This is a genomic window from Halobacteriovorax sp. YZS-3-1 (assembly GCF_047084945.1).
Classification (GTDB): domain Bacteria; phylum Bdellovibrionota; class Bacteriovoracia; order Bacteriovoracales; family Bacteriovoracaceae; genus Halobacteriovorax_A; species Halobacteriovorax_A vibrionivorans.
In genome coordinates this window covers 521,650-543,419 of record NZ_JBKIYI010000002.1, presented here as the reverse complement: position 1 = coordinate 543,419, position 21,770 = coordinate 521,650, and the positions used below count along the sequence as shown (strand labels likewise).

23 protein-coding genes are annotated in these 21,770 nt (G+C 34.7%); 11 read left to right on the top strand and 12 right to left on the bottom strand.

Annotated features, from left to right (window positions below; all coding sequences use genetic code 11):
- Positions 1-28 precede the first annotated feature (28 nt).
- On the bottom strand, positions 29-1,507 hold the full coding sequence (locus tag ACMAZI_RS12610) for a hypothetical protein (RefSeq protein ID WP_412474219.1): 1,479 nt from the start codon (positions 1,505-1,507) through the stop codon (positions 29-31).
- Entirely contained in the window at positions 1,504-2,220 is a 717-nt protein-coding gene (locus ACMAZI_RS12605; protein WP_412474218.1) for a hypothetical protein, read from the bottom strand. The genes ACMAZI_RS12610 and ACMAZI_RS12605 overlap by 4 nt, the downstream gene beginning before the upstream one ends.
- A 168-nt stretch (positions 2,221-2,388) precedes the next feature.
- Between ACMAZI_RS12605 and ACMAZI_RS12600 the strand changes: the two genes are divergently transcribed.
- The 5 genes from ACMAZI_RS12600 to ACMAZI_RS12580 are packed head-to-tail and all read left to right on the top strand — an operon-like array spanning position 2,389 to position 6,690.
- Positions 2,389-2,829 (top strand): hypothetical protein, encoded by a 441-nt coding sequence (locus ACMAZI_RS12600; RefSeq protein WP_412474217.1) that lies wholly within the window; start codon positions 2,389-2,391, stop codon positions 2,827-2,829.
- On the top strand, positions 2,826-3,206 hold the full coding sequence (locus ACMAZI_RS12595; RefSeq protein ID WP_120404356.1) for a PilZ domain-containing protein: 381 nt from the start codon (positions 2,826-2,828) through the stop codon (positions 3,204-3,206). Before ACMAZI_RS12600 ends, ACMAZI_RS12595 begins: the two co-directional genes overlap by 4 nt.
- Positions 3,207-3,219: 13 nt before the next feature.
- Positions 3,220-4,503, top strand: a complete 1,284-nt coding sequence (locus ACMAZI_RS12590; RefSeq protein WP_115361260.1) for a nucleotide sugar dehydrogenase — start codon at positions 3,220-3,222, stop codon at positions 4,501-4,503.
- Positions 4,503-5,537, top strand: coding sequence for an NAD-dependent epimerase/dehydratase family protein (locus ACMAZI_RS12585; RefSeq protein WP_412474216.1), 1,035 nt, complete (start codon positions 4,503-4,505; stop codon positions 5,535-5,537). Before ACMAZI_RS12590 ends, ACMAZI_RS12585 begins: the two co-directional genes overlap by 1 nt.
- A gap of 1 nt (position 5,538) precedes the next feature.
- Positions 5,539-6,690 carry a glycosyltransferase family 4 protein gene (locus ACMAZI_RS12580; protein ID WP_412474215.1) on the top strand — a complete coding sequence of 384 codons (1,152 nt, stop codon included), beginning with the start codon at positions 5,539-5,541 and terminating at the stop codon, positions 6,688-6,690.
- Between the two features lie 3 nt (positions 6,691-6,693).
- Here ACMAZI_RS12580 and ACMAZI_RS12575 read toward each other — a convergent pair whose 3' ends face one another.
- The 3 genes from ACMAZI_RS12575 to ACMAZI_RS12565 are packed head-to-tail and all read right to left on the bottom strand — an operon-like array spanning position 6,694 to position 11,113.
- On the bottom strand, positions 6,694-7,116 hold the full coding sequence (locus tag ACMAZI_RS12575; RefSeq protein WP_412474214.1) for a hypothetical protein: 423 nt from the start codon (positions 7,114-7,116) through the stop codon (positions 6,694-6,696).
- Positions 7,107-9,620, bottom strand: a complete 2,514-nt coding sequence (locus ACMAZI_RS12570; protein WP_412474213.1) for a putative inorganic carbon transporter subunit DabA — start codon at positions 9,618-9,620, stop codon at positions 7,107-7,109. Before ACMAZI_RS12570 ends, ACMAZI_RS12575 begins: the two co-directional genes overlap by 10 nt.
- Positions 9,620-11,113, bottom strand: a complete 1,494-nt coding sequence (locus ACMAZI_RS12565; protein ID WP_412474212.1) for a proton-conducting transporter membrane subunit — start codon at positions 11,111-11,113, stop codon at positions 9,620-9,622. Before ACMAZI_RS12565 ends, ACMAZI_RS12570 begins: the two co-directional genes overlap by 1 nt.
- 150 nt (positions 11,114-11,263) lie before the next feature.
- Between ACMAZI_RS12565 and ACMAZI_RS12560 the strand changes: the two genes are divergently transcribed.
- On the top strand, positions 11,264-11,560 hold the full coding sequence (locus ACMAZI_RS12560; protein WP_412474211.1) for a helix-turn-helix transcriptional regulator: 297 nt from the start codon (positions 11,264-11,266) through the stop codon (positions 11,558-11,560).
- Between the two features lie 10 nt (positions 11,561-11,570).
- On the opposite strand, the gene ACMAZI_RS12555 is transcribed toward ACMAZI_RS12560, so the two are convergent.
- The 4 genes from ACMAZI_RS12555 to ACMAZI_RS12540 form a co-directional block, all read right to left on the bottom strand.
- A complete protein-coding gene (locus tag ACMAZI_RS12555) occupies positions 11,571-14,627 on the bottom strand; it encodes an efflux RND transporter permease subunit (RefSeq protein WP_412474210.1) in 3,057 nt (1,018 codons plus the stop codon).
- A 12-nt stretch (positions 14,628-14,639) separates the two neighbouring features.
- Positions 14,640-15,869, bottom strand: coding sequence for a TolC family protein (locus ACMAZI_RS12550; protein ID WP_115361273.1), 1,230 nt, complete (start codon positions 15,867-15,869; stop codon positions 14,640-14,642).
- A 223-nt stretch (positions 15,870-16,092) separates the two neighbouring features.
- Complete coding sequence (locus ACMAZI_RS12545; RefSeq protein ID WP_115361275.1) at positions 16,093-16,785, bottom strand: gamma-glutamyl-gamma-aminobutyrate hydrolase family protein; 693 nt, start codon at positions 16,783-16,785, stop codon at positions 16,093-16,095.
- Positions 16,785-17,753 (bottom strand): amidoligase family protein, encoded by a 969-nt coding sequence (locus ACMAZI_RS12540; RefSeq protein ID WP_412474209.1) that lies wholly within the window; start codon positions 17,751-17,753, stop codon positions 16,785-16,787. Before ACMAZI_RS12540 ends, ACMAZI_RS12545 begins: the two co-directional genes overlap by 1 nt.
- Positions 17,754-17,952: 199 nt before the next feature.
- Between ACMAZI_RS12540 and ACMAZI_RS12535 the strand changes: the two genes are divergently transcribed.
- The 4 genes from ACMAZI_RS12535 to ACMAZI_RS12520 all read left to right on the top strand — a co-directional run bounded on the left by ACMAZI_RS12535 (position 17,953) and on the right by ACMAZI_RS12520 (position 19,576).
- Positions 17,953-18,429, top strand: a complete 477-nt coding sequence (locus ACMAZI_RS12535) for a ferritin-like domain-containing protein (protein ID WP_115362289.1) — start codon at positions 17,953-17,955, stop codon at positions 18,427-18,429.
- A 27-nt stretch (positions 18,430-18,456) separates the two neighbouring features.
- Positions 18,457-18,660: a hypothetical protein gene (locus tag ACMAZI_RS12530; RefSeq protein ID WP_115361279.1), complete on the top strand. Its 204-nt coding sequence runs from the start codon at positions 18,457-18,459 to the stop codon at positions 18,658-18,660.
- A gap of 21 nt (positions 18,661-18,681) precedes the next feature.
- Positions 18,682-18,933 carry a hypothetical protein gene (locus tag ACMAZI_RS12525; protein WP_115361281.1) on the top strand — a complete coding sequence of 84 codons (252 nt, stop codon included), beginning with the start codon at positions 18,682-18,684 and terminating at the stop codon, positions 18,931-18,933.
- A gap of 166 nt (positions 18,934-19,099) precedes the next feature.
- Positions 19,100-19,576: a TraR/DksA family transcriptional regulator gene (locus tag ACMAZI_RS12520; protein ID WP_120404345.1), complete on the top strand. Its 477-nt coding sequence runs from the start codon at positions 19,100-19,102 to the stop codon at positions 19,574-19,576.
- 59 nt (positions 19,577-19,635) lie between these two features.
- Here the strand turns inward: ACMAZI_RS12520 and ACMAZI_RS12515 are convergent, their stop codons facing one another.
- Positions 19,636-20,097 carry a hypothetical protein gene (locus tag ACMAZI_RS12515; protein ID WP_120404344.1) on the bottom strand — a complete coding sequence of 154 codons (462 nt, stop codon included), beginning with the start codon at positions 20,095-20,097 and terminating at the stop codon, positions 19,636-19,638.
- A gap of 107 nt (positions 20,098-20,204) precedes the next feature.
- On the opposite strand from ACMAZI_RS12515, the gene ACMAZI_RS12510 reads away from it, so the two are divergent.
- Entirely contained in the window at positions 20,205-21,059 is an 855-nt protein-coding gene (locus tag ACMAZI_RS12510) for a LysR family transcriptional regulator (RefSeq protein ID WP_115361289.1), read from the top strand.
- Between the two features lie 13 nt (positions 21,060-21,072).
- Here ACMAZI_RS12510 and ACMAZI_RS12505 read toward each other — a convergent pair whose 3' ends face one another.
- Both ACMAZI_RS12505 and ACMAZI_RS12500 read right to left on the bottom strand, forming a co-directional pair.
- Positions 21,073-21,498: a cytochrome b/b6 domain-containing protein gene (locus tag ACMAZI_RS12505; protein WP_120404343.1), complete on the bottom strand. Its 426-nt coding sequence runs from the start codon at positions 21,496-21,498 to the stop codon at positions 21,073-21,075.
- Positions 21,498-21,764 carry a PepSY domain-containing protein gene (locus ACMAZI_RS12500; RefSeq protein WP_115361293.1) on the bottom strand — a complete coding sequence of 89 codons (267 nt, stop codon included), beginning with the start codon at positions 21,762-21,764 and terminating at the stop codon, positions 21,498-21,500. The genes ACMAZI_RS12505 and ACMAZI_RS12500 overlap by 1 nt, the downstream gene beginning before the upstream one ends.
- Positions 21,765-21,770: the final 6 nt, after the last annotated feature.

Here is a 21,770-nt window from a genome sequence, read left to right as displayed (position 1 = left end):
AGAAATATCTTAATCAAACAAATAAACCTTAGCAAGAAACTTTTGTTATTTCAGGTGCTATCCCCAGATCTTTTGCGTCATGATAAAGGACTTGTATCTCGTCATGTGAATAAACTCGATCATCAATACAATAACAGATGAAACAAGATACTAGAGCCGTGAAAACAGACAGAACCATGCTCAATAAAATCAATAGCTTAAGTGTAAATTTCTTTTGATTCTCAATCTTTGGATTTAAAATATTAAAAGTTAAATAATTCTGTATTGAGTTTAGGCTATTGCGCGTTTCTCTAATCTTATTTCTAATATCGACAATAGTATTCTTAAGAGGATTGAGTTGATCATTAGTAATAGTATTAAGATTTCTATCTTTTAATAGCTTATCCCTTTTAAGCTTATTCTCGCTAATCTGCTCTGTTAATTTACTAATTAGAATACTAAGAGTTTTCTTTTTTTGAATTAACTCAGGAATTTTTTCAAGCTCAATAGCTTTATTCTTCTTATCATCAGTTATTGAAGCATCACTCACCTTAAGTTTCTTAAGCTCATTGGCCAAGTCACTTCGCTGCTTTTTTAAGCTTACAATGATCTCTGAATTACCTGCCAATGAGCCAGACTTTAGTAAATCAATATTCTTAGACACATCTACAATCTGTTGTTCTATTTCAGCTCTCTTTCTAATTAAAGAACGATCCTTTCCAGAAAAGGATACCCTTTTCATTTTTTTGTAAAACTTTAAGTCTGAGTCGACAGAAAAGAGAAGTTCTTTATTCTTTGCAAGACTCTTTTCCTGTTCTCTTATTACTTCATCAAGGTCAGAGATTCTTGAATCAGCTCCGACATTAATAATATTGTGATTATCTAGAAGTTGCTTTTCATTCTTCTCTAATTCATTCTCAAGCGCCTGGATTTTTTCTTTTGCTAAGATGTAATTAGAATTGAATTTAATGCTTTTTAAATTTTTAACAATAGAATCTTGAATAATTAGAGTCGTAAATTTGTTCTTACCTCTTGAATAAAGAACGTAGCCACCATAGCGAGGACTTTGCTTAATGCTATAATTATTTTGAATATTTTCTGCAATATATCGACTAATACACTCTTTATTATACGAACAGTACTCGTACACTGAGCGCAAGTTTTTCTTATCGCCATTATCATCTTCTATATAGAACTCATTAATATCTTCAACGGCCATAATGTCTTGAGCGATACTAACTTTAAAGTCCCATCTTTCAACTAAAGAACGATAACTCTTTATTTCATCAATCTTATTAATACCAATTATTTGAGTGATTTTAGATTCTTGATTTACATTATCTAGCTTTGAATTGAAATGAATCTCTCTAACATAGTTCTTATCTTGATTAACATAAAAACTAACCAATGCACCAACACTTACTAAAACACATATTGAATTTACAATCCAATAACGTCTCAATAGAGTAAACAAAAGAGAGAAGTTTATTACTGAATCTTTATTTAAAAGTAGCGTCAGTTTTTTCATATTACTTCCTCTTTAGCGTAAATCACTCCCCCTAATTTAACACCTAAAGACTTTAGATATTCAGTACTCTTTTTCACTGTACTAAGTCTAGTTTTACGCTCTCTTACAATGAAGTCACAATGTGAAGAAAGTAAAATAGGAGCTCTATCATCAACACCAAGATCAGTGAGTTCTTTATCATCAAGTAAGAAGATGACCTTATCAAATATTGAATTAAGATGATTCATTGCTCCAGCAAGGGCATGAGAGTTTCCAACAAATAAAGAAAGAAAATAGCTATAATTTAAAACTGAAATATTTTCTGATAGTTTTTTTGTATTTAGAGACCTTTTAGTAGGGCCTTTAAGATCTATACTTGCCTCGTTGAGTGTTATGTCTTTAATATTTTTACCTATATCTTGATACGATATAATTAGAACTTTCTTTTTAAAACATACATCAATACAACTTGATATTGATACAATGATATCCTCAAGCCTTTGCTTATCGATCATCCCTACGATAGTTGAAACTTTACTTTCTTCTGATGTCTCACTAATTACTCGAGACATACTATGAAGGTCCTTTCTATTTTTGATACGATAGTAAATAGAACTTAAATCTTTCTTGCCCTCAGAAATATCGACTACATTCTCATTAATGATATTAGGATAATCATTTTGATTATGCATATTTTCAAAAACTAAGATTTTATTTTTCAAGCTACTTGTCATATGACCTCAGGACTTATTTAAAATCAAATTCGCCTTAATTATACATAATATTTATTAACTCTTCCTTAAAGAGGTACTATATTCCACTCTCTAAAAGACATAGTGCAGGACTAGGGCATTTTCTACCACATAGCAGAATATAAATTTTATTGTGCATATAATGAGTGGATGGTTGAAACAAGTCCTACTACAAAACATAATAATATAGACTTTACTAGATTCACTTCTAGCCTGGGCCTATTCATCTCAAAAGACTCTTCAGACTTTATAAAGTGTATATTTAGCGCCCATAAAAGATCATCAAAGCCTGAGTTCCACAAGGGTAATACCTATTCAATCTATGAGATCACTGCCCTTACTAATACCCTTGCTATTACAAACGGAATTATTGATTTAGACGTTGATAATAGAATTGTTGAAAATGGTTCAAGTCTTTCAATGGCCATTATTCTTGATTGGCAGCCCCAATTGAGAAAAGTCGTCACAATAACAATAGACGACGTTCATATGCTTCTTGACGAAGAATTAGAATATTTAAAAACAAAGAGTTTTAAAGAAGACGTTAGTAAATATTATCACCGCATACTATATACAAGTGAGTTTAAGTGAAAAAGCACAGTAGAGACTTTCAACGCTACCCATTTGAATCATACAAAATTGTCGCATATACGATTAAAGACAATAAGAGAGTTCAAGTAAAACTAATGAATATAAGCCTAGGTGGCTGTCTCATTAAAACTAATCTAAGTGAAAATATTGATAATCTATATCTCCACCTTGCTGATAAGCAAATCAAAATGGAATTAAACCAAGTATGGATCCAAAGTGATGGTGATCATAAACTTATTGGTTTCAAAATAAAGTTTAATGACTACTACAACTTCAACCTATGGAAAAGTTTAGTTCACTCCACTCAGAGAATCGAAGAAAAATATAAAGAAAAGTATAATAAGAAAAAGAAAGAGATAAGAGACGTAAGTCTATAAGCCTGAGGTATTCATGGAAAAGAGCGTGTGTGTAATTGGTCTTGGCTACGTAGGTCTTCCGGTAGCATATAACTTTGCTAAGAAGTATCGTACAATTGGCATCGACATATCAAAAAAACGAGTTGAAGAACTAAGGAATCATCAAGATAGTACACGAGAAATTACGACGGACGAATTAAAAGCGCTTGAAATGAATTTTTCAACAAATATCGAAGATGCGTCTGATTACAACTTTTTCATCATCACTGTCCCAACACCAATCGACAGTTATAAAACACCAGATTTAACTCCTGTAATAAGTGCAACTCAAGCAGTTGCAAAAGTTTTAAAAAAGGGAGACACAGTCGTTTATGAGTCAACAGTCTATCCAGGTGTTACAGAAGATATTTGTGCAAAGATATTAGAAGAAAAAACAGGGCTTAAGTTTGGAATTGATTTCTTCTTAGGATATTCTCCAGAAAGAATTAATCCTGGAGATAAGGAACACACATTTACAAAAATAACGAAAGTAGTGTCTGGATGTTGTAGCGATAGTCTAAAAGAAATTGCTTCAATGTATGCAAGCGTAATTGAAGCAGATGTTTTTAAAGCGACTTCAATTAAAGTCGCAGAAGCCTCAAAAGTCATTGAAAATATTCAACGTGATGTAAATATTGGTTTAATCAATGAGCTCGCTTTGATATTTGATAAAATGGATATTAATACTAGCGAAGTATTAGAAGCATCAGGAACAAAGTGGAACTTCTTAAATTTTAAACCAGGTTTAGTTGGTGGCCACTGTATTGGCGTAGATCCCTACTACCTTTCATACAAATCAAAACAACTAGGAATTATTCCACAAATTATAAATGCAGGAAGAAGGGTTAACGATAGCATTGCTACACATGTATCACAAAAGGCAATAAAGCTCCTTATTCAGAATAATGTTAATGTAAAAGGTGCAAATATAGCAGTTTTAGGCTTAACTTTTAAAGAAAACTGTCCCGACTTAAGAAATTCAAAAGTTGAAGATATAATTAGAGAACTCAATGAGTATGCTACAAATACAATTTTAGTGGACCCACATTGTAATCAAGAAGAAGTCCTAATAAAATATGACAAAGAGATTCAAGAGTTTAATAAATTAAGAGATATTGATTTACTCTTAATAAATGTAGCTCATCGAGAGTTCTTGAACCTATCAGAAGAAGATTTAGTAAAAGTCTTTTCGGGAAAACCTCCCATTATAGTTGATGTTAAAAATATTTGCCCAAATACAATTAAAACAAATACCGAATACACATATTGGAGTCTTTAATGGATGAATCCTTACAACTTCTATCAGAGCAACTAAGAGAGAAGCCTAGAAAATGGCTTGTTACTGGTGCCGCTGGATTTATAGGGTCTAATCTTTGTGAGTTCTTATTAAAGAATAATCAAATAGTAGTTGGTCTTGATAATTTTTCAAATGGAAGAAGAGAAAATATTGAAGAAGTAAAAATGGTCTGTAATGAACATATTGATAACTTTCTCTTCCATGAGGGTGATATTAGAGACTTTGAGACTTGTGTGAAAGTCTCAAAAGATGTTGATCACATTCTTCATCAAGCTGCTCTTGGTTCTGTCCCTAGATCAATTAACTCCCCTGACTTGAGTCATCAATCAAATGTTGATGGTACCTTCAATATGCTAAACGCAGCAAGACAAGCAAATGTAAAATCATTTGTCTTTGCTTCAAGTAGTTCAGTTTATGGTGACAATGAAAAAGATTTCAAAATAGAAGATTCAATAGGAACACAATTATCTCCTTATGCAGTAACAAAGCATGTATGTGAGCTCTATGGAAGAGTTTTTAATTTAACTTATGGACTCCCTACAATCGGAATTAGATATTTTAACGTATTTGGGAAAAGACAAGATCCAAACGGAGCTTATGCAGCAGTTATACCAAAATGGATAGAGCGAGCTCTAACCGGTAAAGAACTAGAAATTTATGGAGATGGAGAAACAAGTCGTGATTTCTGCTATATCGACAATGTTATTCAACTAAATATTAAAGCATCTCTAAATACAGATACGAATAACTTTGGACAAATTTATAATTGCGCCCTTAGCAAAACAACATCTCTTAATACACTATCAAAACTCATCCTAGACAATATAAAAGAATACTCAGGAAAAGAGTTAGTAAGTGAAATCACTTACAAGGACTTCAGAAAGGGAGATATAAAGAATTCCCAAGCTAATATTTCTAAAAGCATTGAAAAACTAGGATATCAACCAGAGGTTTATATCGAGGAAGGAATTAAAAGAACTGTTCAATATTATCTTTCAAAAAAAGAGAATATATAAAGTGAAAAGAGTAAATATCACGCTGGATTTTAGATTCGTTAGATATAATGGCCAAGTTTGGACCAAGTCATCGTTCGATTATAAGTTCTGGCAAAGATACCTTATGACATTTGAGCACGTAAATATAATTGCACGTGTAGAAGACACTGACTCACAAGAAGGCCTAAAACCAGTAACAGGAGAAGGTGTATCGTTTACAGAGATCCCCTACTTTCTTGGGCCAAAAGATTACTTCTTTAAAAGAGGAGCAATAAGAAAAAAATTAAACGAGATTATCTCACCTAATGAAGCTTATATTATGAGAGTTCCATCCACGATAGCAGATATTCTTCAACCACTTCTGATGAAAAATAATATCGAGTATGGAATTGAGCTAGTAGGAAACCCATACGATACTTTTAAAAAAGGCTCTTACAAACATCCGCTAAGACTTTTTTTCCAGTATTGGCTGACAAAGAATGTGAAAGCACAAATCTTTCATGCAAAGAGTAGCTCATACGTAACGAAGACTTTTCTTCAGGAACTCTACCCAAATCAGAATAGAGATAAGCAATTTAGCTACTCATCCATTTCCCTACTTCCAGAGCACATTGTTGCAGAAAAAGAATCTTTTAATAAAAATAAGAAGCTTCTATTTATTGGTTCTCTTGAGTACTTAGTTAAATCACCTGATACACTAATTAAGGCATTCTACAAGGCCGTACAAAGAAATAAAAACATTAGCCTAACAATAGTTGGAGATGGCAAGGAAAGAGATGGGCTTGAGAGCTTAGTGAAAAGCTTAGGGTTAAGTGACAAGGTTGCATTTCTTGGCTTTTTAAACGGTGGAGAAGAAGTAAGAGCTGTTCTTGATGAGCACGATATTTATATCCTCACATCAATTTCAGAGGGACTACCACGAAGTATGGTGGAAGCAATGGCAAGAGGGCTTCCGTGTATTGGAAGTACAATTGGTGGCATCAAAGAGTTACTTGAGTCAGATGACTTAGTTGATCCACAAAGTGTGGAAGAATTAAGTGAGAAGATTCTTGAGTTTTGCTCTAACGATAAAATGCTCAAAGAAAAATCAAAGAGAAATATTGAAGTCGCAAAAACATACCAAAATGAAATCCTTGATCAACAAAGAAAGTCATTTTATCAATCACTCACCTAATTCTTAAAGAGTTGTTATCTGACTATTCTCACTGGTCTCTTCATAGGCATATACATTATTTCTAATCCTATGTTCCGTCACTTTAGCTAAATTGTAATCAGTATCAATATATAGCTTAAATTTTAGATTTTTCGACTGATCTTCAATAATAATATAAAAAGGCAGTTCATCCCTTTCTCTAGCAAGCATTGGAGATTCAATCTTTAGCTGCTTTTGAGAGCTCGTATACTCATCTTCATTATACTTTATCTTAACAACGACCTGATCTGTAAGATTGAATTTATACATTGGTCCCCAGTCCCCCCAAACAGAATATTCTAGCTTAGAAAGATCGGGTAATGTTACCTCAACATCAGTTGAATTCATTGGACTACCCCAAATAAAATCAAATTTTTGATTTGAAACTGCTCCGATATTTAGTTCCACAAGTCCTCCTTTGGTTCAATCCAAGAGTCTGATTGAAATATTTTAAATTTTAAATTTTTAGGATTAATCGATATAATTTTTAACCAATTGTTAGAAATCAGCTCTCTAACCATTTGATGTTTATTGATAATTTCATCAATTGCTGATGTCTCGGCCTCAATAAAGACTTGAAGTCTTAAAGGCTCATGAAAGTAGTCTCCTTTATATAAAACAGATTGTTCTGTTAATCCTCCAAGCAGATCACTTTCATTACCTTGAATACAGCCAATTCCACCAACAACATTATTTAGAACCTTATTCCCTGCACCAAATTTTTGGGGATTAACTGTACTTGCGTAATACTGCATATTAATCCAATTCGTTACAATCATTGGTGCAGTCATAATAAGTTCTAAAATCGAAAGATCTTTATCTTGTTCAAAATCATAGTCATGAAGGAAGGCCCTACCATCAAGCTCTAAACTTCTTGTTAATTCTCTGCGACCAACCACAAATGATGCATTTCTAGCAAGTCCCCATTCTGGACGAATCTCAGACCAGTCATTTGCCTTTTGAAAAAGCTCTCCGCTTAATTCACTATCCTTAAGCTTTGAACAATTTGGTAAATTTCTTGCTCTTTCTTTCTGACAATTCTTAGAGGCTTCTCTAAATTTCTTTTCATACAAACTTAGCTCTTGGCCTTGCTTCAGGCTTAATCCCTCAAACCGATCAATATGAAGTTCATCTTTTACAGTATTGTGCCAACCTGACATAAATAACGTATCTCTAGGAATTTCAATTCCTTTATTTTTTAACTTAGCTTGAACTTCAAAATCATTTAAAATAGTGGCCAAGAATATGGCATTACTTTGTCCATTATGTCCTGCACATGCACCGCACTCTAAAGCAGATGCATATGGGTTATTTGAAGATTCACTTCCATGCCCAATGAAAAAAACAAACTTTGCAAAATTCTTAGTTAGCCCCATATTCTTTAAAGCATTAAAGGCCAAGTTTACTTTCTCTTCGATTTTAATTTTTTCAAAATCAAATTGAATATTCTCTTTGTCTTTTTCAGATAGGCCCATTGAAGAGATATCGAGATTAGGCTTTTTTTGAAAGATGCCAGACTTTAAAATCTTTCCGATATAAGAAAATCCAAGTGTTTCAACAAAAGAAAAGCCTGAATTAGCAGAAGCTTGAACACTCTTTTTAAAATACTGAGTCTGTGCAAATGCTTGTTTTTTATTTTTAAGTGAAGTCTCATCTTTTGTCTCCACTTCACTAATTTCATAGGCAGAGTTTAACAGAATGGGACAATTTTGATCACTCCCTTTATGCCCAAGCCCCTTCACTGAAATTGGCACTCCAAAAAATCCTGCAAAGCCAATTGTTTGTATTTTATCTGAGCTATTTTCGAGGTGTCTTCTTAGAACCTCACTACGAACATCAATACAAAATGCCATTTGTACATCGGGCCTAGAGTAAAGATCCTTACTATTAACAGAGCTTTTAATTGTCTTTTCAACTCTCCTTCGGTAGGCACATTCAACGGCATTCAACCAAATATAAATGAGATCTAAATCACGATCATCTTTATTTGAACAATGTTGGCCCTCTAGACTTACAACAGAGATCTCATCAAGTAGAGCGATATCATAGGCCATTCTCATGACAACGATATCAATTAATCCTCCAATCTCTTTAAGCTTTGAACTCTCTCCTGAGCGATTGGCCTCAAATTCAAACTTTTGGATGTATGAACTCCAACCTAGCGTCGTATAAATTAGTCGATAATAATAATTTGATAGGTCTTCTTGTTCTAAGGATATCTTTTCTAAAAGTTTATCTGTTAGAGATTCAAGTGCTTTTTTTGGACTTTCAGGAAGAAACTCAACAATTTCATTGAATCGATTTGTTTTTCCATCAAATGGCCTGTCATATTTTACAAGGGACTTCCACCAAGTATAAAGTCTTGTATCATTTGTCTCTATTTTCCATAGCGCCTGACCTTCATCAAAATACGCCGAGGCCCATCTTGAGATTTCATTAGTTATTAGCTCAGTAGTCTTTTCATTATTTTCTAAGTCATAAAGATCACTAACTGCTCTAAACTTTAAGTCACAAACTTTTCTTTCAGATGATCTTATAAAGTTCATCAACTCTTTTATCGTAATATCATTTAGTGAATTGTTATGGATTTCTTTTAGATAAAGTTTTTTTGCAACTTCTAAATCATACTCTGTAACTTCACCAGATTGATATTTCTTTAGAAAGAACTCTTTCTTAGGTAAAGTATCTTTTCCTGAAATATGTCGCATATACTTGGCCAATTCGAGAAAGTTCTTATCTTTAAAGCCGAAGAAAGGATTTACAGCAACATAGTCACGTATATCCCAAAGAGGAGTTAATCTCTTGCTTACTTCAAGAAAAGTCTCAATGACAGACTTTTCTTGTCTAATCTTTAAAGACGTAAAAGCTTCTTTTCTAATTTTTTCTTTATCTAGTTTTACGATTTCGTTCATTAGAAGCCTCCTCTTAGTGCTTTCACATAGATCTGTTTACCGACTTCTGTTTGAGAAATTTTGTCTAAACTATTTTGAATCAAATATAATGCTATGAAAAATCCAGCAGATATAAGAACTGTTACAACTCCAACGATTCCAGGCATTAATACATTGGCCGGAACAATTCCCTCTAATAAGATTGTCATGAAGTTTGTTAAACCGAGATAGATTAAAACAATAGAGCTTGCAAAAAGCACCGCTTGGAATTTATCTTTTGAATTTAAAATCATTTGAGATGCAGCTAAGGCCAAAACAATTAAGAGAATGAAGACCCCTGGGTTTTCTAAGACATTTACGCCTGTATACATTAGGCATCCAACGACTAAAACGATAGAAGTTGCGCCTAGAAGAAAAGAGTTCCTAAATTTATTAGTAATTTGTTGTTTTGGAAAATAACGATTGAGCCTACCAAAATCTGTTGCTGTACCCGAGCTTAAAAATGCATAGGCCTTGTAAAAAGCATGACCTATTATATGAACTGTTGCGATGGAAAAGGCACCTAATCCACATTGAAGCATCATAAATCCCATTTGAGCAATTGTTGAATAGGCCAAATTCTTTTTCACATTCACCTGAGTAAACATAACAATAGTTGCCCAAAATGCAGTGAAGCTACCAATGATTGCAAGTAATGAAAGCGCTAATGGAGTGCTCGATAAAAATGGGGCCATTCTAATTATTAAATAACCACCAGCATTTATTATTCCAGCATGCATAATTGCAGATACTGGAGTTGGTGTCTCCATCGTATTTGGAAGCCAGTGATGGAAAGGAAATTGTGCTGACTTTGTCATTGCACCAAGAACAAGAAAGATTGAAGCAGTATTTAGTAATATGTAATTATCTTTCATCAAGAAAGTATTTTCGGCCATTGCAAAAATAGTATTAAACTCAAGAGTTTTAAATACATTTAAGAGGATTCCCCCTGCTATTATTATAAAAATATCACCTAGACGATTTATCCAAAACTTCTGTCTTGCTGCTTTGATGGCCCCTTGCCTATTTGAAAAATGAGTGAGCAGCTTATGCAGAAAGTATGAAGCTCCGGCCCAAGAGATAGAAAATAAGACGAGATTTGGTGCCAAAAGCATTGAGAATACAAAACTTAGCGTAAAGGCCAGATTCTTTTTAAAGTGCTCGCTCTTAGGGTCATCTTCTAAGAATCTAATTGAGTAACGAGCAACGACTATACCGATAGTTGAAACTGTCGCAGCGATAAGCCCAGATAAGACATCAAGCTTTAATCCGACTGAGAAGTATTTAGAAAAGTTCCAAATGGTCAGCTGGATTGGACTTTTATCAATATAACTAAGTATTGAAAAACCAATAAATACAAACGGGCCAAGGAATTGAGCAAGGCCTAGGCTTAGCTTCTTTGAGCTACCAGATAACTTATTAATGATTATCGGCAACAGAAGTAGCACGGGAAGTAAGTATTGTAATGAGTTCATAAATTCTCCTTAACAAGGCAAGCCTAACAGGAGAACACTACACATGCAATTTTTTTCATGTATTTTTTATCATGCATTGCATATCATGTAATAATTTTCATGTATATCTTTTCATGCAAATACGGTATCTTATAAGCTTGTGGAGGGGCGATGAACCAGAATGGAGCAAAGTGGACATTTTTTAGTAATCACGGGCACGTATACCTGCTGATAGCTGCAAATGAGGACATTATTGTAAGAGAAATCGCTTCTAGAGTTGGCATCACCGAACGCTCTGTTTTAGGAATTATTCAAGACCTTTATGACGCAGGGTACATAATGAAGGAAAAAGTTGGTCGATCAAATCGCTACAAGATTGTTCCCAAGAAAACCTTGAGACACTCACTTGAATCAAATGTTCAACTACAAGATCTCATCGATCTGATTACTAAAACTAAAAATAGCTAATAATTCAGCACTACACCTCTTCTAAAATCTTTCTTCTTGGCCTTGCTATAAGTGAATAGAAACAAGGAACGACAATAAGTGTAAAAATTGTCGATAGGAAAACACCACCAATAATAACAAGGGCCATTGGCCTTCTCGTTTCAGAGCCTGCTCCCACAATAATAGCGGCAGGTAAAGCCGATGCAAGAGTTGTGAAGGTTGTCATAATAATTGGTCTAAATCGTGTTTCACAAGCAACAAGAATTGCATCAGTTAATTCTTTACCTTCATCTCTAAGCTGATTTGAGAATTCTACGATTAGAATTGATGTCTTTTTAACAATCCCCATCGTTAAGAGAATACCAATCATTGAATAAATATTCAGCGTACTTCCAGATAACCATAGTGCAATAAAAGATCCCGCCAAGCCAAATGGGATGGCCAAGAAAACAGTAATTGGATCTGAAAATGAATTAAATTGACTGGCAAGAACCATATAAGCAATTACTAGACCTAGGACCATGATCATAAGAACACTAAAGAGAGATTCATTTAGGTCCTTAGAAAACTTAATATAGTATCCCTTTGGTAATACCTTCTTACTAACTTCTTTTATAAAAGCGATTGCCTTACTTTGAGCAACATCAGTATTTAAGTTTGCATCAACTCGTATACCTCTTGCTCTATTTTCTCGGTAAATTGATTGTGGACCGAATGCATCCTCAATCTTTACAACATCATTTAGAGTTACAAATTCTCCGCGATTATTTTGCAAAAGAAGTGAAGAGATATTTTCACGTGTGCGATCTTCTTCTTTTAATTGAACAAAGACATCATAGCGTCGTCCGCGCTCTGTATACTTTGTTGCACTAACACCACCTACACCAACGTTTAAGGCCTCAGCAATTGTTCTAACCTCAACTCCCCTTTGCTGTGCTTTAATTCGATCTGGAATTATATGAACTTCAGGAAGCTCACCAATATCATCAGAACGGACACCAACCATAAGTTTTGATTCGCGCATCTCTTTTTCTAACTGCTTATAAAGTTGAGCTTGAATCTCAGCATCTGGGCCAGTAATGGTAAATTCAATTGGACTACCTCTTCGGCCACCAATTGCAGATCCCATGCGGTCTCGAATAATAATCTTGATCCCTTCTATCCCAGCTAATTCTTTTCTAAGGTCTGAGGCAATTTCAAATTGGGTCTTGGTTCTCTCGTTGCGATCCTTTAAGATCAGTACACCGAAGCCACGATTTCCAGTCGTGGCCCCACGTCCTCCACCAACGGCAACAATCATTCTTCGAACATTTTCATTCTTTTCAACGATGGCCTCATATTCCTTCACCTTTGCGTTTGTATAATCTAGACTTTTTCCATCTGGAGCAATAAAGATCACAAACATAAAGCCTCGATCAGACTCTGGTGCAAATTCCTTATCGATAAAGTTTAAAGACGTAAATGAAACAAAGATAACGACTAAAGAAGTTAAGAGAATTTTTATTCGATGACCTAGAGCAAAGTTTAGACATTTTACATAAGTTCTTTTTCCAAAATCAACAGCACTATCAACCCAGTGATGAATAAAGATCCCTTCAGAAGCAACATTTAAAAATTGAGAACATCTCATTGGAGCTAAAGTTAAGGCCTCAAGAGAAGATAAACTTACGGCAATACAAATTGTTAAAGCAAATTCTCTAAAAAAGCGTCCTTCTATCCCAGGCATCATTGTAATTGGTGCAAAGATAGCAACAAGGACAGCTGTCGTTGCAAGAACGGCAAAGGCGATCTCGCTACTCCCCTTAAAAGAAGCTTGGACTTTATCGTGGCCTTTCTTAGCGTAGCGAACAATATTTTCAAGCATTACAATGGCATCATCAACGACGATTCCAATTGCTAAAGTCAGTCCTAAAAGAGAGAACGTATTTAAAGAGAATCCCATTAAATACATGAATGCGAATGTTCCTATAATTGCCGTTGGAATTGCCAGGAGTATATTAATTGTTGCTGACATTGAGTTTAAAAAGAGCCAGCAAACAAGAGATGTTAATAAAACTGATAATAATAGGTTTTGTAATAATTCATTTATAGATAAACGAATAAAAGATGTACGATCAAAGTTAACAGAGAGATTTGTTCCCTCTGGTAGATTATTTGATATTTCCTTTACACGCTCTTTTACTCTATCTGCAACTTCTACGGCATTTACACCTCTTTGCTTATAAATAGGCATAGAAAGAGAAGGTGTGCGATTAACACGAGATATACGAGTTCGATTCTCAACCCCAGCATATATATGGGCAACGTCTGAGAGTCTTATTGGTACGTAATTCGCCCTTCCTCCCCTACGATTAATGATCATATTATTAAAGTCTTCAACTGTTCGACCTTCACCTAGAACACGAAGACTCGTTTCGGTCTCAGGTGTTTCAAATTTCCCAGCAGGTAACTCAACACTTTCTCGTTTGAGAGTTTCTACGATATCTGAAAGAGTTAATTGATATTGTTCAAGCTTTTCAGCTTTAACATCAATTCTCATCATTGGATCACGGGCACCAAATGCTCTTACCTCAGAGACACCCTCGATTGTTGTTAATTGATCAATAATTCCATCTTTAAATAAAATATTTAGCTCTCGCTCATTTAATGTTGTTGAAACTAACGCTAAATACATAACAGGATCATCTGCTGCATTTGATTTTGTCACAGTTGGTGTTTCAACAGTATCAGGAAGAAGTCTCTGGGCCCTTCCTAAGAGCGTTTGTACTTCTTGTAATGCAAAGTCAATATTCTTATCAAGAGAGAATTCTAATTCAATACGTCCTTGACCACGGCCAGCTGTCGAGGTCATATCTTTAATCCCTTGCATAGAAACAAGTATAGATTCAGCAGGCTCTAATACATCTTTTTCAACTACTTCAGGTGTTGCACCTTCATATTCATAAGAGATAGAAATCGATGGATAATCAACATCAGGGTTTTCATTTATCCCTAGTTTCGTAAAACCGAGTGCCCCAAATAAGATTAGTGAGAACATTAGCATCCATGCGAAAACAGGATTCTTAATCGATATTGATGATAATTTCATATTGAACCTTTTTTAACCCTTAGGAATATTTCCAAGATAAGCATTGGCCTGATAGAAGATTGACTTAACTTCAAGTGATGATCTAATCGCTAATTTTTCAAGATCAATAACATCATCAAGAGATCTGATGACTTCAATTTGAGTGACTAGACCTTTGTCTAAATCTTTGAGTTGTTCTTGATAGGCTGCTCGACTTCGATCCAGCGCTCTTCGAAGAGTAATTAATTCATTCTTCTTGGCTTCAAAATTTCGAACGAAAGTATTCCATCGATTAATAGAATTACGTCTGGTGAAATCAACCTGTGCACTATTAATACGCTCTACTATTTTCTTGCTAGTAACTTTTGAAGATCTCTCTCCAAAGTCTAATAGATTAAGGGTAACATTTAGGCTTACACCCCAGTCACGATTTCCCCCCTCATTCTTATCGAGGTTGTAATTAGCACTTAAATCAATTTGTGGATATAAGTTAGCCTTTTCAATCTTACTTTCAAGGACTGAGCTTTCATAATCGAACTTAAGACTTTTAAGTTCTGGAATATTCTCAAGATCAACATTCTTTGAAAGCTTAAGTCCTAGCGGATCAATACGATTTTTTAAGCCTTCAATCTTATCAAGCCCAGAAAAATTTCTAAAGTCTGTTATCGAACTTCTAACTAATGCTTTAGTTGCAACGAGGTTAGCTTCAAGTCGATGAAGCTGGGATTCGAGGGCAAAAAGATCGGCCTTTCTATCACGGCCAATTTTCGTCCTTTTTTTAACAATACTAACTCTTTTTCTTAAATTGCTAAGTAGTCCATCGATTCTTTCATATTCTTCAATTGCAGAAGAGACTTGAAAATATAAAGTAGCAAATTGACTATAGTAAGCTGCCAGGTTCTTCTCTTTTAGAGCACGGGCCTGTTTAGGAACAACTTTCTTATAATCATAAAGTGCAAATTCTGCTCCACCTTGAAAGAGCTTTTGTTTCATCGAAAGATAAACCTCAGAATCCAATTCCTTATTCGTTGAGGAAAAATTTGGATACCTGTTTTCATAAGTATTCTCATTAACAATATCAAGACTTGGATATAGTGATGACTCTATTGTATTGAGATCTGAAATTGACTTATCTTCTGTTAATTCGAAGACCTCAACTTGCTTTGATTTTTTAAGAGACTTAATATAGAGATCCTCAACTGAGGCAATTATTGTAAAATGTGACAGTAGGCATAGTGAAGTGAATAAATAAATTCGACTCAAAGTTTTATCTCCTGAACTTTTACGACAAGCCTAAATTACTCAAATCGTAACCTTTTTAATAATAAGTTAAAGAATTTTATTAAGCTTTACTTACAAGTTCAATTAAGTTGACATAAAACTGACATATGAATGGATATTATGAAAAGAATAACGGCCAACAGCACGCAAAACAGTTAAGTTCACAAACTAGTTCACCCTTAACGGCCAATATATTGTGTACAAATCACTGACGAGAATAATCTTTAGAGGCCCTTACAAATTCTCGAAACAAATTCCTTATATCTTTTCGATAAAAGAGAAACTCGGGATGAAATTGTAATCCCATGATAAATCGAGGGCCTTCATTTTCCACAGCTTGAATAACACCATTATCCTCAACTGCACTCACATCAAGGCCTGTGCCGAGTTTATCAATAGATTGACTATGTAAGCTATTAACTTCAGTTTCATCCTTTTTAAAAATTTCATTTAAACGAGTATTAGGTTTAATCTTTATTTTTTTTCGATAAAAGACTTTACCCCACAAGCTACTTGGATAGTGTGCCCCTTCAAATACTTTTGAGACATCTGTATGAAGGGTCCCCCCCTTAAACACATTTAGAAGTTGAGCTCCACGACAAATACAAAAAATGGGAAGCCTCCTCTTTTTTGCAACCCTAAGCCAATTAAGTTCGAGCTCATCACGTTTATGATCATATTTATAATTCTCTTTAATGTCCTTGTTATTGTAAATTCCCGGATATAAGTCAGTTCCTCCTGAAATGATTAGGCCATCAATATCAAGATCTAATTGAGGATGTTTTGTTGAGAGATTTACTGATCTTGCATTAGAAAAATATAAACAAACCCTAATTGCCAAGTTTTGAATTATGCCAGTTAATCCATATGATTTCGTAACACCAATAAGTGGCTTCATTAACGGAAGTCCTCAACATAGTGGTTACAAAGCCTTAACCACTTCTTTTCAAACGAGAGATTGCTATCGTGATAAAGGTCGATAAATGACTTAGACATCTTGCTAATGATCTCTTTATCATTGGCAATTCTTTCTAATAAACACCAACGCTTCCATTCAACAAAAATATTCCAGGACTCTAACCCCAATTGACAACTAGGAAGGCGATAATGAAACGTAGGTCTTGCCTTAACTCGCTCATCAGTAACAACATTACGGACTCGCTCTTCATCGAGATAGAGAAAGAGTGGCAAGAAGTCCAGTCCCCTATTACGAGTAGGATTGTATTCGAGATAATCATCAATAAGCTTTGAAAGATCTGGATGATAGTCTTGATCAAGAACAAGCTCTGCATAGTCATTTGGGAAATCATCAACGTAGCCAGTTAACTCCCTAGTAAGCCCAATATCAATTTGTGATTGCAACCAAGAACTAAGTAAAATATAAGAGCGAAGTACGCTTAATATATAAGAGCTTTCCTTAGATGTTATCTCTGGATTGAATTGCATAGCAAAAGCAAAATATGCAGACTCATTAGTCCCTCTGGCACCAGCATCATGAAGGCTTTCTTCAATTTTCTTAATAATATTAAAATTTTCTTCTTCTATCGGAGGAGAAACGATCTCAGTTGGAACGAGTTCTTGTGTGATAGGCTCTAAGATATCTTTTATCACACCTTCAAAGTCAAACTTCTTCACTTTGATATTTTTTTCTGAAGACTGTGCTAATTCTTTTAGAAGTTTTGCATCTGTTTCGACTTTAAACTCACCGTATTGTGAATCAACTTTAAAACATGCATCACTAATTTTCTCCACCTCACCATCAAGGCAATCGACTATTAAGTTTGCCGTTTTTTCAGGTGTTAAGCCTTGAAATTCGATTTCAAAGCCTACTGTACGGTTTTGATCTTTGAAATTCTTTGTCTTCATTCGAAACATCATAACATATCTAACTTCAAGAATCGAATGGAGCAGTAAAGAACTCAACTTAAGAATGATTCTGGGAACTTAGCAAATTGGATTTATTTCAAAAGATATCCTATGATGAAAATCAAACGTTAAGAAGGAGTTACAATTGAATAAATTTAAAATTGACCTTGAAAAGATTAAAAGCCGTGCTCGTGAAAAGATGATGGACGGAGCAATGACTGAGTCTTACAAAGCTAATGCTCAAGAAGTAATAGAAGTTTTAAACGAGGCCTTAGCAACTGAAATCGTTTGTATTCTCCGTTATAAGAATAATCACTTCATGGCAGAAGGAATGAATGCCGATCCAATCGCTGCAGAGTTTCTCGTTCATGCAAATGAAGAACAACAACACGCAGACTGGCTTTGCGAAAGAATATGTCAGCTAGGAGGAATTCCTAACATGAATCCTGAAGGACTACTTACACGCTCACACGCTGACTATTATCAAGGAGCTGATCTTAGAAAAATGATTGAAGAAAACCTTGTGGCAGAAAGAGTCGCAGTTGAAACGTACTCTGAAATCATTAGATGGATTGGAGACTCAGATCCAACCACACGTCGTATGTTAGAGGATATTTTAAAAGAAGAAGAACATCATGCTGATGATCTTGTTGGATATCTAGAAAAAGGGCTTTAAAAAATTAATAATAGATGGAGGTAATTTATGAGTGATAAACCAGAAGTTCCACCAAATAAACCAAAGCATCCGACGCCTTCGCCTAAGCCGCAAACGCCGAAGATACCAAGAGAAGTTCCAGAGCCGCCAAATGCACCTGATAGGACGCCAATAGAAGTTCCGCCAGATGTGCCAAAAGAGCCGCCAATAAAGGAGCCTGAAAAGCCGAACGAAAATCCACCGAAAGCATAAACAACGAAAGGAGGTTTATCGATGAAAACAGTTAAAGATTTTTTAAATGAATTAGAAACAACTAGAGATGAATTAAAAGTTCAATCACATTTATTAAAATCCGAAGTGAAGGAAAAATGGGATGGACTTGAGAGTAAATGGGAGAAGATCAACAATGAAGTTGCTCCTACTAAAGAGGCCACTAAAGAAGCAATCGACAATATCTCAGAGGCCAACAAACTCCTTCTAACAGAACTTAAAGAAGGCTATAAGAAAATCAAAGATACTTTATAAATTACCTCACCATGCTCCTTTTGTTCAAAAAAAGAAACAAAAGGAGCATGGCACTCAAACTGCCTATTAAAAATAAGATTATCTTAAGTACTAAGTTACGACTTTCCATATTAATCTGAAGAGAGCATCAAACACTATTTGATACCAATTTTCAAAGGAGATTCAAATGGGAAGACAAGCTTTAAGTGACCAAAGTAAGTATAAACATAGAGCTCATACTAAGCACTATGTCGATGATACATTCGAAAAAGGTACTGATACTCGAAACTGGAAAAAAAATATAAAAAGAGATGAAGATATTCAAGATTCGGACAGAACGGATCTGCATGCAATCGAAAACAAGCTCATCATAATGCGACAAGAAATTACTGATAGAATCAACACGTTAACACGAGATAAAACACACCAAGATAACCCATTGACCAAAGATCACGACGACCAGTCTATTGCAGTGGAAAACGATGAAGTGATTGAAGACTTAGATGAGTTAGCAAGAATAGAGCTAAAGAGTATCGATCACGCTCTAGAAAGAATTAGAAATGGAAACTTTGGAGTCTGTGAGAAATGTGGTTCAGAGATTGAAGACAAGAGATTAAAAGCACTTCCCTATGCAACTAGCTGTATTGAATGCGCCCAAAATTAGCCAGGCCATACTCCCTTCTTAGAATCCTAACAAAGAAGCATGGCATATAAGTTTTAATATTAGAGATTGAAGTCGTAAACAACTTCTTGTCTAGTTACATCACTTAGTTCTTTTGGATAATTGATCATGCATGAATAATTATTAATTCTTGTAGGTGGACTCCCTGCACCAGGGTAGCCACCAGTTGTTACATCGTCTTGTAACTCTGAAAAGTCTAAAGACAGATAAGTTCTTGAGCGAATCTGATAGCCCCTATCTCCATTTGCAACTAGCTCAACAACAGAACCTCTTCCACCACTTGTTGCCCTATAGCCTTTGTCAAAAAAGTGTCCTCTATAACTTTTGAGACGAAAAACATTTTCACCTACAATTGTTAATTGGAAAACCTGCTGAGCTTTCCCCTTACTCATATTTCCACCGACTCTTTTTGTTTCTAAAGCACAAGTTATATTATCGATATCACTTGAAGCAAATGTAAGACTTGATGTAATGAAGAAAGCTGTTAGTAAAAGTATTTTCATATTCATCTCCTTTTTTGTGATTTTGTAGGTTCATTTATGACATTATTCTCATTGTAAGAATAATTCTTTATTGATATGGTGGTATAACTTTTAGATATAGGTGAATTATGCTTAAAGATCACTTAGGTAAACTTGAATATTTTTGTAATATTGTTGAAACAGGTTCTTTGCAAAAGGCAAGTCAAAAGGCATATGTAAGCCAGCCACAACTGTCCAAGGTTTTGCGACAATTAGAAGAAGAGCTTGATACACAGCTATTGATAAGACGCTCAGATGGCGTTATTCCAACTCCAGCTGGCGACAAACTCTATTCCTATGCAAGAGAGACGATTGATCAAGCAAATCAAATGCAACTCTTAATAAGAGATAATGTGCAAGCGAGCGGTAATGTCTATATTGGAACATACGACAGTATTTCGAGATATTTCTTTCCTGACTTTATCAAGTATTTAAGAAAGCTTGCCCCCTCTCTTAATATTATACTTTCAACTGGGCGAAGTTCACAGAAGTTGAAAGAATTAAAGAAAGGTGAACTCGATATCGCCATCATTGTATCAAGTGGTGTCAAAAGTCGCTCTCTTAGTGAAAAGATCATATACTCAGACTCCTTTGGGCTTTATCATTCTCAGCAAATTGAAAGCTCTTTTCTAGATCATATAATAAAGTTTCCAGAATCAATCCACTTTGATGCAACTAAACTAGGCTTTAAACATATTTTATCTTGCGATAATTTAGAAACAGTGAAATCTCTTACAGAGCAAGGACTAGGAGTCGGACTACTTCCTCATCGAGTTGCACGAGAAGGAGTCCTCCAAGGAAAGCTTATTCCTCATAAGAAAGTCTTAAGTCAAGAAAGCGAGCACAATATTTCATTATTTTATAGTAAGAAAAATATTAGCGCCCATGCACAAGTCGTTATAAATGAAGTCGAAAGGTTTTTAACAACGTGGGCAAAGAGCTAAAACCACTTGAGGTCTACTTAAACTTCTCACCAGTAAACATTAGAAGCCATGTCTTTCTCTTATTCTTATAAGCATCAAAGAATACGCCACCAAGATGTGCAACAATCAATGCAATTAAAGAGTTTGAAATGATCTCGTGAATATCTTCTAATAATTGATTACCAAAGAAGCGATCAAGTCCCATGAGAAAACCAGTAATCCCAAGTCCACCAATTGCAGTCCACATTAACCAATAGACATACTTTGCTTTCTCATTATAGTGAGACACTTTGCGGCCTTTACTAATTAATAAGCGAATGAAAACAAAGGCAACACAGGCATAGCCAAGGTAGCGATGAATTTGCTTGCCTTCTTCAAGAATAAAAAGATTTAAAATGATAATAGAGGCCACTCCCCAATGGAGTAGCCTAAATTTTAAAGGTAGTTTCAAATCATTCACTAGTGATTCTCTTTCTTTACGATAGAACCATCAACTGGATTGAAATAGATTTCGACTTTATTCTTATCTTTGTCCCATCCATAGATTTCGTAGCAATTGCCTTCAGTTACTTTAAATTCATTAATCTTATATCCTTGTGATACGAGATTTGATTTAAAAGTTTCTTGATCTTGCCACTTGCTTTTGTCTTCAGTTGTACATTGTGTTTTCTTAGAACAAGAAACAAAAGTCATACCTAATAATACCATTACAAATATTTTCTTCATATATGC